Here is a 13,450-nt window from a genome sequence, read left to right on the forward strand (position 1 = left end):
AGGGTGGGACGGACCTGCGTGGGAAGAGAAAATCAGCTGACCGCCCGCGCAGCAGCCCGCCCGGCCGTACGGCCGGAGAACAAGCAACCGCCGAGGAACGTGCCCTCCAAGGAGCGGTAGCCGTGGACTCCTCCGCCGCCGAAGCCTGCTACCTCGCCGGCGGCGTAGACGCCGGGGAGGGGAGTGCCGTCGGGGCGGAGGACTCGGGAGTCCAGGTCTGTTTGGAGGCCGCCGAGGGACTTGCGGGTGAGGATGTTGAGTTTGACGGCGATGAGTGGGCCGGCTTTGGGGTCGAGGATGCGGTGCGGGGGTGCGACGCGGATGAGTTTGTCGCCGCGGTAGTTGCGGGCTCCGCGCAGCGCGGTGATCTGGAGGTCCTTGGTGAAGGTGTTGTCCAGTTCGCGGTCGCGGGCGACGATCTGGCGTTCCAGGTCCGGCAGGGAGATCAGGTCGGTGCCGGTGATCGCGTTCATGCCGCGGACGAGGTCGGCGAGGTTGTCCCGTACGACGAAGTCGGCGCCGTTGTCCATGAAGGCCTGGACGGGAGCGGTCGCGCCGCCGCGTGCGCGGCCGAGGACGCCGCGGATGTCCTTGCCGGTCAGGTCGGGGTTCTGCTCCTGCCCGGACAGCGCGAACTCCTTCTCGATGATCTTCTGGGTCAGCACGAACCAGCTGTAGTCGTGCCCGGTGGTCATGATGTGCTCGAGCGTCCCCAGCGTGTCGAAGCCCGGAAACAGCGGGACGGGCAGCCGCTTGCCGGTCGCGTCGAACCACAGCGACGACGGCCCGGGCAGGATCCGGATGCCGTGCATCGGCCAGATCGGGTCCCAGTTGCGGATGCCTTCGACGTAGTGCCACATCCGGTCGCGGTTCACGTAGCGGCCGCCGGCGGTCTCGGTGATCGCGAGCATCCGGCCGTCGACGTGCGCCGGTACGCCGCTGATCAGGTTCTCCGGCGGCTTGCCCATCCGGGCCGGCCACTGCGAGCGGACCAGGTCGTGGTTGCCGCCGATCCCGCCGGAGGTGACGATCACGGCCTGCGCGGTGAGCGCGAAGTCCTCGACCTCGACCCGCGAGCTCTCGACCGCGCGACCGACAGTGCTTGCCTCAAGCACCTTTCCGGAGACCCCGTCGACGACGCCGCCGGTGACGGTCAGCTCGTCAACGCGGTGCCGGAACCTGAACTCGACCAGACCGCGAGCGACCGCCTCCCGCACCCGCCGCTCGAACGGCGCGACCAGACCCGGGCCGGTTCCCCAGGTGATGTGGAACCGCGGCACCGAGTTCCCGTGCCCGTCGGCCAGGTACCCGCCGCGCTCGGCCCATCCGACGACCGGGAACCAGCGCACGCCCTGGGCATGCAGCCACGGCCGCTTCTCGCCGGCGGCGAAGTCGACGTACGCCTCGGCCCACTGGCCGGCCCAGTGGTCCTCGTCGTCGAGCCGGTCGAACCCGGCCGAGCCGAGCCAGTCCTGCAGCGCGAGGTCGCGCGAGTCCTTGATGCCCATCCGCCGCTGCTCGGGCGAGTCGACGAACATCAGACCGCCGAAGGACCAGTACGCCTGACCACCGAGCGAGGCCTCCGGTTCCTGGTCGAGCAGCAGCACCTTGCGGCCCGCGTCGGCCAGTTCGGCGGTCGCCGCCAGCCCGGCCAGCCCCGCTCCCACGACGATCACATCTGCATCCATCGGCCCATCCCCTCGCGTCGGTCGTCCATGGATACCAGACAACGACGGCTGTAGACCGCAGGTGCGCAATGTTGCAAGAATTGTCCGCGTGACGATCCTTTCCGCGCAGACCCTGACCTTGCCCGTCGCCGCGCTCGGCGCGGAGAACCCACTCCCGCCGCTCCGCGGTCACCGCGACCTGCATCGCGTCGAGAACCTCGACTCCCTCCCGGAGGACCTCGCCGAGAACATCCGGTACGGCGGACTGCGCGGCGTCCTGCCCTGCCTCGACCAGGACGGCTACGGCCGGACGCTCACCGAGCAGCCCCTGCCGACGCTCGTCCTGGAGAACGACCACCTGAAAGCGACCGTCCTGCCGAGCCTCGGCGGCCGGCTCTACTCGCTCGTCCACAAGCCGTCCGGCCAGGAACTGCTCTACCGCAACCCGGTGATCCAGCCCGCGAACCTTGCCCTGCGCAACGCCTGGTTCGCCGGCGGCGTCGAGTGGAACCTCGGCAGCACCGGCCACTGGACCGGCACCTGCTCGCCGATGCACGCGGCGCGCGTCGAAGGGCCGGACGGTACGCCGGTCCTGCGCCTGCGGGAGTGGGAGCGCAGCCGCAACCTCGTGGTCCAGCTCGACTTCTGGCTGCCGGCGGACTCGGACCTGCTGTACGTCGGCGCGCGGATCCAGAACCCGTCGCCGGACGTCGTCCCGGCGTACTGGTGGTCGAACATCGCCGTCGAGCAGTCGCCGGAGACGCGGGTGCTGGTGCCGGCGGAGGAGGCGTGGCGGTTCGGGTACGGGAAGAAGCTCGATCTGATCGGGGTGCCGGAGTACGACGGGATCGATCTGACGTACCCGATGCGGCACCGGCGGGCGGTGGACTTCTTCTTCGAGCCGCTGCCGGGGCAGCGGCCGTGGATCGCGGCGTTGGATGCTGAGGGCAACGGGTTGGTGCAGGCGTCGACGGAGAGGCTGCGGGGGCGGAAGCTGTTCGTGTGGGGTGAGGGGCGGGGTGGGCGGCGCTGGCAGGAGTGGTTGTCGCCGGGGTTGGAGGGGCCGGGGTACTGCGAGATCCAGGCGGGGCTGGCGCGGACGCAGCTCGAGCACTTGAAGTTGCCTGGTGCAACCAGTTGGAGCTGGTTGGAGGCGTACGGGCGGGTGTCGGTGGATCCGGTGGTCGCGCATGGGGAGTGGGGCGTGGCTTGGCCGGCGGTGGATGGGGTGCTGGACCGCAGGTTGGAGGACTTGGCGGAGCGGGAGGCGAGTTGGCTTGCCGTTGCAGATGCCGCGCCGGGGGAGCAGGTGGCGGTTGGCTCCGGGTGGGGTGCGTTGGAGTTGAAGCGGACGGGGTGGGCGGTGTCGGAGGGGACACCGTTTGGTGAGGAGACGCTCGGGGAGCGGGAACGGGCTTGGGCGCCGGTACTTGAAGGACAAGCGCCGGGGGTCGTGGGACAGGCCGGCGGGGTGCCGGCGGGGCTCGCGAGCGCGGCGGATGCCGGGCGGGTGGCCCCTGACGGGACGCTCGTCGCGTGGAAGGACCTGCTGGAGCAGGCCGAGGACAGCTGGCTGACCTGGTACCACCGTGGCGTTGCCCGGTGGTTTGCCGATGATGAGGCCGGTGCGGTCGCGGCCTGGCAGGAGTCCGGGGACAACCCCTGGGCGCTGCGCAATCTGGCCTTGGCGACCGGCGACCTAGCGCAGTACGAGCGGGCGACCGAGTTGTTGCCTGACCTCGTGCCGTTGGTGGTCGAGGCGGCGACGGCTGCGCTCCGAGAAGATCCGGCCAGGGCGGGACGGATCCTGGATCGGGCGCCGAGCGACGACCAGCGGATCCGGTTGGTGCGGGTGCGGTACCTGCTGGAGATCGGGGACGCCGAGGCCGCCGAGGCCTTGCTGGACGAGGGCGTCGAGCCTTCCGGCGTACGGGAAGGCGACAACCCGTTGGCGGAGTACTGGCGGCGGACGCAGGAGTTGCTGGGGACCGATCGCCCGGTGCCGGCGCGGTACGAGTTCGGGATGGCCGGCGACTGACGGCAGTCGCGCGATCACCTTCGGCGAGTTTGTCAGGACGTGGGAACCAAGCACCCCGCAGCGACGTCTCACGAGTGTGCGGCGAGGGCCGCCGCAGGAAGTGACGAGAACGACGGTCGCGGAACTGCACAAGGTCGCAGGGACCGGCCCGTCGGGGGTGAGTGCCATGTTGACGATCATTGTGTTGGGCGGATTCGGCCTGGTGCTGCTGGTCAGTGCATGCATCATGTCGGACGTGTTCGCGGGCGGTCGCAAGCAGCGCCCGGGGCTCGGTGAGGAAAGGACCGCCGGTCGGGTGGTCCGGGTCCGCGGACCGCTCCGCGGGCAGGTCGAGGGCGGTGTCCCGGCGGAGTACGTCGAGGTCGTCGTCGAGTACTACACGCGGCGCGGCGAGGGCCCGTACGAGGTCCACCGCCGGCTGCCGATGGGGAGCAGGAACCTGTACGCCGCGGAGGACCGGGTGATCGTGAGCTACGACGTCCGTACTCCGCGCCGGGGCCGGATCTTGGGCCGGGTCAGCCACTGGCCGCAACTCGGACCGAGATCGTCGGACCCGGTCCCACAACCCTAGATTCCCGCGCCACCGATCCCTCGCCCCTGCCGGCGGGGATCTTGCCGTTCCCGCTCGAGCCCGCTCATCGCCTGACACATCTTTCAAGGGCCGGCCCCCGAGCGGTGGTCGGTACTTGAAAGATGTCGGCCCCGTAACAGAAGCAGGCCGGGCCGGGGCTCGAGCTACGGCAGGAAGGGCTCCAGCAAACGGTGCAGGGTCGGACGGCCCTGCGCCAGCACGATCTCCGCGTCCACGGGGTCCAGCCGCTCGGACAGGTGCGACAGCGCCTCGCCCATGGTGATGGTCAGCGTGACCGTGAGCCGGAACTCGTGGCTGTCGGTCGCGCCGAAGCGTTGCGTCAGCAGCTCGGCGAACTCGCCGGAGTGCTGGTCGTCGAACTCGCCGGGCGTCGCCTCCAGCTCCGGATCGCCCAGCCCACTCAGTACGACGGCCCGGAAGCCCGGGTCGGTCCGGTGCATCTCGCGGAACGTGTCCAGCGTGACGTCGACGGCCTCGCGCCAGTCCGCGACCACGGCGAGCCGTTCACGGACGGCCTCGGTGTAGCGGTGCTGGTTGCGCCGCTCGATCGCCTGGATCAGCGTGCGCTTGTCGGGGAAGTACCGGTAGACGCTGCCGACCGCGATCTCGGCGCGCTTGGCGATGCTGCTGGTCGAGGCGGCGTCGTACCCGCGCTCGACCACCTCGGCACAGGCCGCGTCGAGGATGCGTTCGACCTGACGGCTGGCCCGGTCCTGGGTCGGCATCCGCCGCAACGGGTACGCGCCAGGCTCCTCGCCAGCGGTAGTGGAGACCATGAAGTCATTGTGCCCCGCCGAGGGGGACAACGTTGCCATCCGCCGTCGTTCAGTTCGATGACAGCTTCCCGCCGCCGTCCGTGACCCGCGCCGCGACAGAATCGTCACCAGCAGAACCGCCCAGAACGACGGAGGGGAACTCCCAGCATGCGGATCAGCAGCAAACTCACCGCCGGCCTCGCGTCCGCGGCGGTCGCGGCCGCCGGGCTCGCGGGCGCGTCACTCGGCAGCAGCGGCGCGAACGAAGGACAGGCTTCGGCTGACAACGCGGCCGCCAAGCAGCAGACCAGGTCCGGGATCAGGATGAATCAGGTCCAGACCCTCGGCGCGCACAACTCCTACCACCGCGAGCTCGGCGCCGCGGAGAAGCAGGCACAGCAGGCGCAGGACCCGGGCGCGATCAACCTCTGGTACTCGCACGCCTCGATCCCGCAGCAGCTGCAGAGCCAGAACATCCGCGCCCTGGAGCTCGACCTGTTCCCGGACCCGGCCGGCGGCCTCTACACGTACCCGCTGATCCGGAAGCTGACCGGTCAGGGTCCGCTGACCGATCCGGTCCTGGCGCAGCCCGGCATCAAGGTGATGCACGTCGTCGACTTCGACTACAACACGACCTGCCGGTCGTTCGTGCTCTGCCTGCAGCAGGTGAAGACCTGGTCCGACCAGTACCCCGACCACGCGCCGGTGGTGATCCAGCTGGAGCTGAAGCAGTCCGACCCGCGGATCGTCGCGGCCGGTGGCGTGAAGGCTCCGCCGTGGGACGCCACCAACCTGAACGGCATCGACACCGAGATCCGCTCGGTCTTCGGCGAGCGGCAGCTGCTGTCGCCGGACGACCTGCGCAAGCCCGGCCTGACGCTGGAGCAGTCGGTCCTGAAGAAGGGCTGGCCGACGCTCGACCAGGCCCGCGGCAAGGTGATGTTCTACTTCGACAACGGTGGCGAGGGCGAGATCCGCGACCTCTACCGGACCGGCAAGCCGAACCTCGAGGGCCGGGCGGTCTTCACCCGCGGTCCCGAGGGTCAGCCGGACGCCGCGGTGACGATGGTGAACGACCCGCGCGGCGCGAACCAGGCCGAGATCCAGCGGCTCGTCCGCAAGGGGTACATGGTCCGCACCCGGTCGGACGAGCCGATGTCGACGGTCCTGAACGGCGAGACGAGCCGGGTCGGGATCGCGCTGGAGAGCGGCGCGCAGTGGGTGACCACCGACTTCCCGGTGGCCGGGATGGCGTCGCGGTACGACAGCGACTTCGTCGCGCAGCTGCCCGGTGGGGTCGCAGTACGCTGCAACCCGGTGTCCTCCCCGGCGTGGTGCAGGGGGAACGTCTCGGAAAGGTGAGTCCTGTGTCGGAGCACGTGGTCGATGTCAGCTGGAGCCGTGGTGAGCACGAGTTCACCTACCAGACCTACAACCGCGACCACGAGTGGCGCTTCGACGGCGGGGTGACCGTGCCCGGGTCCGCCAATCCGGCGTACCTGGGCAATCCCGGGCCGGTCGACCCGGAGGAGGCGTTCATCGCCTCGCTGTCGTCGTGCCACATGCTCACGTTCCTGGCGATCGCGGCGAAGAAGCGGCTGGTCGTCGACGCGTACGACGACCACGCGGTCGGCGTGATGGCGAAGAACGAGCGCGGCCGGATCGCGATCACCCAGGTGACGCTGCACCCGAAGATCGTGTTCGCCGGCGAGCAGCCGGACGCGGCGGCGCTGGAGCGGATCCACCACCGCGCGCACGAGGAGTGCTTCATCGCGAACTCGGTGACGACGGAGATCATCGTCGCCTGACAGCGGCTCGTACGTCGTACGGAGCCCTGAGATGCAGAGAACCACCCGGCCCTTGGCCTGAGCCTCGCGCAAGCGGCGTCAGGACAGTGGCCGGGTGGTTCTGCGTGCACCGCTGTGGCGGTGCACCCGACGGAGCCGGCGGCGCCTCGCATGGGCGCCTCTGCGTTGGTGTGCGACATCCGTGCGGTCTACCTCGGTGGGGAAGACCGTCCGGGCGCGCCGCCTGGGCTCCGTCCGTCCGGTTCGCGCCTAGTGGTGCTCAGCGGCGGCGTCGCTCCGGTCGTCGGGGGTCTCGTTCGGCTCGCCGTCGCGCAGCACGACCTGCTCGGTCGCGATGGCTGCCATCAGTCGGTGGATCGTCATGCCTGTGAGACGCACCGACTGCCCGGGTATGACGGAGATTTCGCAGAATTACCGGATGTGACCTAGAGCACGTGTTACTTCTCGTCCAGACCGTCGGGGCGCAGCGGGACCAGTTCGCGGGCTTCGTCGTACGTCGTACCGGTCAGCTCGAGCAGGTCGACGACCGTGGAGCGGATCTGGCCGAGGACGACGACGCCGGACAGCGAGCCGGGGATCGGCATCACCGCCGTACGGCGGCCGAGCTCGCCGAGGACGCGGTGCGCGGCGACGTCGGCCTGCGGCTCGAACAGGGACTCGGCGATCAGGCGGGTGCCGTCGGCGAGGCGGTCGAGCAGCATCGGGTACTCCGACGGCATCTTCTCGTCGCGCCAGACCGAGACGGCGCAGCGGCGGACCAGGACGCGGATGTTGCGGATCGCGCGGTCGAGCGGGATCACCAGGTCGGCGATCTCCTTCACCCGGCCGCGGTGCCGGCGCCGGAACGGCGACAGCCGGACCACGGCGACGCCTTCGTCGGCGGCGCTGCGCAGGTCGTCGAGCAGGCCCTCGCTCGCCCGGGCGCGACGGAGCGCGTCGGTGACGGCGTTCTCGTCGCTGTTCCGCAGGCCCTCGGCGGTCTCGATCAGGATCGCGGCCAGTTCGTTCAGTACGCCGGACGCTTGTTGCCTCGGGCGACGAATCGCCGCGGCCGGCGCGATCGTCGCCGCCGCGAGCGCGACCAGGCCGCCGAGCACGGCGTCGATCCAGCGGTTGAAGCCGGCGCCCGCGTTGGGCATCAAGGTGGTGACGATCGCGGCCTGGACGCCGGCCTGGGTGGTCATCAGGGTGCCGGCGCCGAGCAGCACCGCGACGCTCATCGCGAGCGCGATGACGAAGACGATCTGGACGACGCCGGTCCCGAAGAAGCGGACGAACAGGTCGCCGACGCCGACCCCGACGGCCACGCCGACCATCACCTCGGCGACCCGGCGCAGGCGCTGGCCGAAGCTGAACCCGAGGCAGACCATCGCGGCGACCGGGGCGAAGAACGGTTGCTGGTGGCCCACGACGTACCGGGCCAGGGTCCAGGCGACGCCGGCGGCCAGGGCGCACTGGACGATGAAGAAGATCCGGCTCTGCCAGCGGTCGATCCGGCGGCGGACCGAGGCGCGGGAGCGCTGGGCGGCGTGCGGGGCGATGTCGTCGCGGAGCTCGCGCAGCTGATCCAGCGTCAGTCGGACCGGGTCCATGGGGCCATCATCCAGGACACGGCCGCGCTCTGCCTTGATTCACACGGGCCGGAAGGTCAGGGTGGGGCCATGACCGAGAACAACCGTGAGGACTACGGCAGCTACAGCGTCGACGACGAGGACCAGTTGCAGCCGCAGGACACGCTGAACGACCGCGGCGTCGACGACCTGCTCGACGAGGGGTACTCGCCGCCCGAGAAGTGGTCGGCCGGCGAAGGGTTCGGTACGACGGCCGACGAGGCCCTGGAGGGGGAGACGCTGGACCAGCGGATCGCGCAGGAGGAGCCCGACATCGACCCGTACGCCGAGGACGGTGAGAACGTCGGCGGCCCGGAGGTCGGCACCGAGCGCTCGGGCCGCCTGGTCGCGCCCGACGAGGGCGCCCACGAGGACGAGGACTCCGAGCTGATCGCCTCCGACGTCGGCTTCGACGGCGCCGCCGCGAGCGCGGAGGAAGCCGCCGTCCACGTGGTCGCCGACGAAGAGCCCTTTGAGCTCGACGACCAGGACGAGTCCGACCTGGAGTCGGTCCGCGACGTAGACCTGGGCGACGTCGGCGACCTGGAGGACTGAGCAACAGACCTGGTCTCAGCCTGCCGCAGGTGTTTTCAAGTCTTCCCCGGATTACGGGGAAGACTTGAAATACGTGCCTAAGCCTTTCGACGGGCGACGACGACCTCGCAGCCCCTCGACGGGACCAGGGTGACGTTGCGGGGGGTTGCTGTTTCCGGGGCTGGGTTGACCGGGTGCACGGTGAAGCGAGTGAGGACAGCCCGGAGGATCTCCGTGGCCTCCAGGACCGTGAAGCCGGCGCCGATGCAGCGGCGGGCGCCGCCGCCGAAGGGGATCCAGGTGCCGGCCGCCGGTGGGTCGTCGGACAGGAAGCGGTCGGGGCGGAACTCGGTGGCCGCCGGGTAGTTCTCGGCATCGGCGTGGACCAGCCCGATCGCGGCCATGATCGTCGTACCGCGGGGCAGGCGGTAGCCGGCCAGGTCGACCGTTTCGGTGACCCGCCGTCCGACCTGGTAGACGACCGGGTGCAGCCGCATCGCCTCCTTGGTGATCGCCTCCAGGCGCTTGTCGTCGCCTGAGTCGGCGGCCTGCTGGGCGGCCGTCAGTTCGGCAGGCATCCGAGCCAGCTCGTGGAACGCCCAGGCCAGCGCGGTCGCGGTCGTCTCGTGCCCGGCCAGCAGCAGCGTCACCAACTGGTCCCGGAGTTCGACATCCGACCACTCGCCCGCCTCCAGCAACCGGCTGAGCACGTCGGTGCGCCCGGCACTGTCCGTACGTCGGCGCGCGATCTCGTCGTACAGGATCTCGTCGACCCGCTTCTGCGTCTCCAGATAGGTCCGCCACGGTGGGTACTTCAGCAGCCGCGGGTAGAACCCACCGAGCATCGTCACCGGCCGGACCGTGACGATCTTCTCGACCAGCGGCCGCAGCTCGGCCAGCCGCGTCGAGTCGGTGACCCCGAAGACGACCTGCAGGATCACCTCCAGTGTCAGCTCACGCATCCGGTCGTGCAGCCGGAAGGGCTTCCCCACCGGCCAGGACTCGACGTCCGCCCGGGCCAGCTCGCCGATCATCCCCGCGTATCCGCGCAGCGCGTTGCCGAGGAACGCCGGCATCAGTTGCCGCCGCATTCGCGCGTGGTCCTCGTCGTCGATCAGCAGCAGCGAGTGGTCGCCCATGATCGGCGCGAGCACCTCGTTGCCCTCGCCCGCGTGCATCACGGTCGGCGGCGTGGTGAACACGTCCCGGATGTCCTCCGGCCGGCTCAGGACGACGCAGACGCGGCTCGACGGCACCAGCCGGATCGTGAACACATCGCCGTACTTGGCCCGCATCCGCGGGAAGAAGGTCTTGCGATGAGCGGCGAACAGCACCGTCTGGACCAGCGTCGGCAGCTTCGGGCCGGGCGGCAGCGTCCGGGCGGTCTGCCGATCGAGTGTGCGGGCACCGAGCAACGGTGTCGGCGTCATGCCACCTCCCGGGTGAGGGCTGAGGTCTTCAACGCTACGACGCCCAGGTGAACGTCAGCTTGCGTCGTACGCCGCCAGAGCCGCGACCAGGCGCGGGAGATGATCCGCCTGCGCCGGGTCGAGCCCGGTGAGGCGACCGACCTGGCGGAGGCGGTAGTCGACGGTGTTCGGGTGGACGTGCAGGTCGGCCGCGGTCTGGCGGCGGTTGCGGCTGTTGGTGAGGTAGCAGCGCAGCGTCGCGAGCAGGTCGGCGCGGTCGGTGAGCGGCTGCAGCAGTACGGCGAGCCGATCGCGGGCGGGACTCGGGCGGCTGAGCTGGTACTCGAGGACGAGGTCGTCGAGCTGGTACACGCCGGGCGGTCGGTGATGGATGCGCACCACCTCGAGCAGATCCCGGACCAGCCCGACCGCGGCCGGCACCTGATCGGGTACGGCGGTGGTGACGGACAGGACGAGCTCGACCCCGGCCGCCTTGCTGAGCTGGGTGTGCAACACCTCCAGGGCGGGCGCCGGCGCCGTGAGAAGGACGACGCCATCCGTGGGCGAGAGACTCGCCATCGCGGTGACCCGGTCCAGTTCCAGGCGGAGGCGCCGAAGCTTGCGGCGGGCAACGATCTTCGGATCGACACCGGGCTGCAGCTCGTCGGCGTGCGCGCCGTACGCGAGCCCCAGGACGACGTACTCGGCGGGCAGCTGCAGCCCGGCGCGACGAGCGGTCTCGGCGGCGGGTCCGCCGTCCAGCAACGTCGTGAGCAGCGACTGCCGACCGGCCTGCTCCTCGCCGGTGATGACCTGGCGTTCCTCGAAGTAGCTGGCCGAGACCGTCGCGGTGACCTGCTGCAGGAAGTCGAGGATCAGCCGGTTCAGCGCGAGCGCGTCAGGCAGCTCGTCGGGCCGGAAACCGCCGGCCACGAAGTCCGCGCAGACCCGGCCGCCGAGGTGGTACGCCGCGAGCAGCGCCTCCAGCGGGACGCCCTCCTCGGCACGGCGGGCGGCCGACTCGCGGAGCGGTTCGAGCGTCGGGCCGGTCGGGATCACGCCGGTGCGGAACGTCTCGGCGAAGGCGCGCAGCGTGCGCTCGGTGATCTGGCGGATGTCGCCCTGCAGCTCCTCGCGCGGCAACTGCCCGTACAGGGGGATCTGCTCGACGAGGTGGTCGAGCACCTGGTCGACGAGCTGGCCCAGGTTTCCGAGCAGGACGCGGTCCACCGGTACGCCGTTCGCGGTGAGCGTCTTGTGATCCGTCACAACCATCAGCCTCGGAAGTCTGGGTGTCGCCCCAGCGACCTGGAGCGGGTTTGTGCTGGAACATTACTGGCAGCTGAGTGACAAAGCGACTGCGAAGGGTGATGAGGATGAGACGAGCTGCTTGGGTGGCCGCGGTCGGCCTGCTGCTGGGAGGCGCTGTGGCGCAGCCGGCCGGGGCGGCAGAGCCGGTGGAGTACGTCGCACTGGGAGACTCGTCGGCCGCGGGGCCGCTGATCCTGCCGCAGATCGACCTGGCCTGCCTGCGGTCGTCGGCCAACTACCCGCACGTCGCCGCCAAGGCGCTCAACGCGAAGCTGACCGACGTCACCTGCTCGGGCGCGGTGATCCCGGACTTCACCGGGAAGCAGTTCGGCTTCGTGCCGCCGCAGTTCCGCTCCTTGTCGGCGTCCACCGACGTGGTCACGGTCGCCATCGGCGGCAATGACACCGGACTCGTCGCGGCCGCGCTGTCCTGCATCAACCTGCTCCCACCACCTGCCGGTACGTCGTGCAAGAGCCGCTTCACCGCCGGCGGCAAGGACCAGCTCGCCGCCCGCATCGCGGCCACCGCACCGGCGTTCGGCCAGGCGCTCGCCAAGATCCGTCAGCTCGCCCCGAACGCGAAGGTCCTCGTCACCGGCTACGGCACCTACGTCCGCCCGAACGGCTGCTGGCCGACCGTCCCCGTCTGGGGCGTCGACGCCAACTACCTGCAGGCCACCATCGACCGCCTCAACCAGATGCTCGCCACGCAGGCCGCCGCCCACGGTGCCCAGTACGTCGACCTCCGCACCCCCAGCATCGGCCACGACGCCTGCGCTCCCATCGGTCAGCGCTGGCTCGAAGGTCTGGTCCCCAGCTCGATCGCCGCGCCGCTTCACCCATCGGCCCAAGGAATGCACGCCTTCGGCGGAATCGTCGCCAAGGCAGCCCGCTGATGCCCGGCCGCAGAGCGTGGACAGCGCTCGCAGCCGCAGCCGCGCTGAGCGTCGTCGTACCGTCGGTGCAACCGGCGCTCGCCGCACCCCCGGCGTCCGCGGCAGTCGCGGCCGCGGTCGATCCGGCGTGGGCTCGGCCCGGTCCCAGCGCGGTGAAGGTGCAAGTCCTGCCGGCGCACACCCTGTACTACCCGGCGAGCATCTCCGGGCGGGCCCCAGTAGTTGTGTGGGGCAACGGAACCTTCGCCGAGACGTCGGTCTACGACGGGTTGCTCAGGCACCTGGCCAGTCACGGCTTCATCGTGGCGGCGGCGAACACCACGTTCTCGGGGACCGGGGTCGAGATGCGAGCGGGGATCGACCTGCTCGCCGGGCTCGACCAGCAGGCGGGCAGCGAGCTCTACCGGCACGTCGACCTGCAGCACATCGGCGCCGCCGGGCACTCGCAAGGCGGGCAGGGCGCGATCAATGCGGGAGCGGACGAGCGGATCGACGCGACGGTCCCGCTGCAGCCCGGGCCGCTCGCGCTGCCGGCGACGCTGAAGGGGCCGGCCCTGTTCCTGTCCGGAGCCTCCGACTTCGTGGTCCCGGCGCCGCTGGTGCTCGCGATGTGGTCGCTGGCACCCGAGGGCGTCTACGCCTCGCTGAAGGGCGCCGGCCACGACGAGCCGACCGGCGACGGCGGCGGCTTCCGTGGGGTGGTGACCGCCTGGTTCAAGTACCAGCTGACCGGCAATACCGCCGCCGCGGAGGAGTTCACCGGGACGGCCTGCGGGGTGTGCACCGACGCGGCCTTCACCGGCGTACGGCGTAAGTAGAAAAGGGCCCCG

Annotated in this window: 12 protein-coding genes; 7 read left to right on the forward strand and 5 right to left on the reverse strand. The window is 70.5% G+C overall.

Annotated elements, in window-relative coordinates; all coding sequences use genetic code 11:
• Positions 1 to 32: 32 nt before the first annotated feature.
• Positions 33 to 1,688, reverse strand: coding sequence for an FAD-binding dehydrogenase (locus tag HDA39_RS34890; RefSeq protein ID WP_184802532.1), 1,656 nt, complete (start codon positions 1,686 to 1,688; stop codon positions 33 to 35).
• A gap of 88 nt (positions 1,689 to 1,776) precedes the next feature.
• Between HDA39_RS34890 and HDA39_RS34895 the strand changes: the two genes are divergently transcribed.
• Positions 1,777 to 3,705 (forward strand): DUF5107 domain-containing protein, encoded by a 1,929-nt coding sequence (locus tag HDA39_RS34895; protein WP_184802535.1) that lies wholly within the window; start codon positions 1,777 to 1,779, stop codon positions 3,703 to 3,705.
• A gap of 166 nt (positions 3,706 to 3,871) precedes the next feature.
• Positions 3,872 to 4,276: a hypothetical protein gene (locus tag HDA39_RS34900; protein ID WP_238356222.1), complete on the forward strand. Its 405-nt coding sequence runs from the start codon at positions 3,872 to 3,874 to the stop codon at positions 4,274 to 4,276.
• Between the two features lie 164 nt (positions 4,277 to 4,440).
• Here the strand turns inward: HDA39_RS34900 and HDA39_RS34905 are convergent, their stop codons facing one another.
• Positions 4,441 to 5,073, reverse strand: coding sequence for a TetR/AcrR family transcriptional regulator (locus HDA39_RS34905; protein WP_184802537.1), 633 nt, complete (start codon positions 5,071 to 5,073; stop codon positions 4,441 to 4,443).
• A 147-nt stretch (positions 5,074 to 5,220) separates the two neighbouring features.
• Here HDA39_RS34905 and HDA39_RS34910 point away from each other — a divergent pair, with 147 nt between their 5' ends.
• Together HDA39_RS34910 and HDA39_RS42760 are read left to right on the forward strand one after the other, a co-directional pair.
• Positions 5,221 to 6,414 carry a phosphatidylinositol-specific phospholipase C1-like protein gene (locus tag HDA39_RS34910; RefSeq protein WP_184802539.1) on the forward strand — a complete coding sequence of 398 codons (1,194 nt, stop codon included), beginning with the start codon at positions 5,221 to 5,223 and terminating at the stop codon, positions 6,412 to 6,414.
• A 5-nt stretch (positions 6,415 to 6,419) separates the two neighbouring features.
• The gene (locus tag HDA39_RS42760; RefSeq protein ID WP_184802541.1) at positions 6,420 to 6,860 is read left to right on the forward strand and encodes an OsmC family protein; all 441 of its coding nucleotides are present in this window, start codon (positions 6,420 to 6,422) and stop codon (positions 6,858 to 6,860) included.
• Positions 6,861 to 7,297: 437 nt separating this feature from the next.
• On the opposite strand, the gene HDA39_RS34920 is transcribed toward HDA39_RS42760, so the two are convergent.
• On the reverse strand, positions 7,298 to 8,452 hold the full coding sequence (locus HDA39_RS34920; protein WP_184802544.1) for an FUSC family protein: 1,155 nt from the start codon (positions 8,450 to 8,452) through the stop codon (positions 7,298 to 7,300).
• 69 nt (positions 8,453 to 8,521) lie between these two features.
• Here HDA39_RS34920 and HDA39_RS34925 point away from each other — a divergent pair, with 69 nt between their 5' ends.
• Complete coding sequence (locus tag HDA39_RS34925) at positions 8,522 to 9,025, forward strand: DUF5709 domain-containing protein (RefSeq protein ID WP_184802546.1); 504 nt, start codon at positions 8,522 to 8,524, stop codon at positions 9,023 to 9,025.
• A 77-nt stretch (positions 9,026 to 9,102) separates the two neighbouring features.
• On the opposite strand, the gene HDA39_RS34930 is transcribed toward HDA39_RS34925, so the two are convergent.
• On the reverse strand, positions 9,103 to 10,434 hold the full coding sequence (locus tag HDA39_RS34930) for a cytochrome P450 (protein WP_184802548.1): 1,332 nt from the start codon (positions 10,432 to 10,434) through the stop codon (positions 9,103 to 9,105).
• A 54-nt stretch (positions 10,435 to 10,488) separates the two neighbouring features.
• Complete coding sequence (locus HDA39_RS43940) at positions 10,489 to 11,682, reverse strand: RsbRD N-terminal domain-containing protein (protein WP_202893213.1); 1,194 nt, start codon at positions 11,680 to 11,682, stop codon at positions 10,489 to 10,491.
• A 107-nt stretch (positions 11,683 to 11,789) separates the two neighbouring features.
• On the opposite strand from HDA39_RS43940, the gene HDA39_RS34940 reads away from it, so the two are divergent.
• Both HDA39_RS34940 and HDA39_RS34945 read left to right on the forward strand, forming a co-directional pair.
• The gene (locus tag HDA39_RS34940) at positions 11,790 to 12,620 is read left to right on the forward strand and encodes an SGNH/GDSL hydrolase family protein (protein ID WP_184802552.1); all 831 of its coding nucleotides are present in this window, start codon (positions 11,790 to 11,792) and stop codon (positions 12,618 to 12,620) included.
• Entirely contained in the window at positions 12,620 to 13,438 is an 819-nt protein-coding gene (locus HDA39_RS34945) for a poly(ethylene terephthalate) hydrolase family protein (RefSeq protein WP_184802554.1), read from the forward strand. Before HDA39_RS34940 ends, HDA39_RS34945 begins: the two co-directional genes overlap by 1 nt.
• The last annotated feature ends 12 nt before the right edge of the window (positions 13,439 to 13,450 follow it).

The sequence above is a fragment of the Kribbella italica genome (assembly GCF_014205135.1).
GTDB lineage: Bacteria > Actinomycetota > Actinomycetes > Propionibacteriales > Kribbellaceae > Kribbella > Kribbella italica.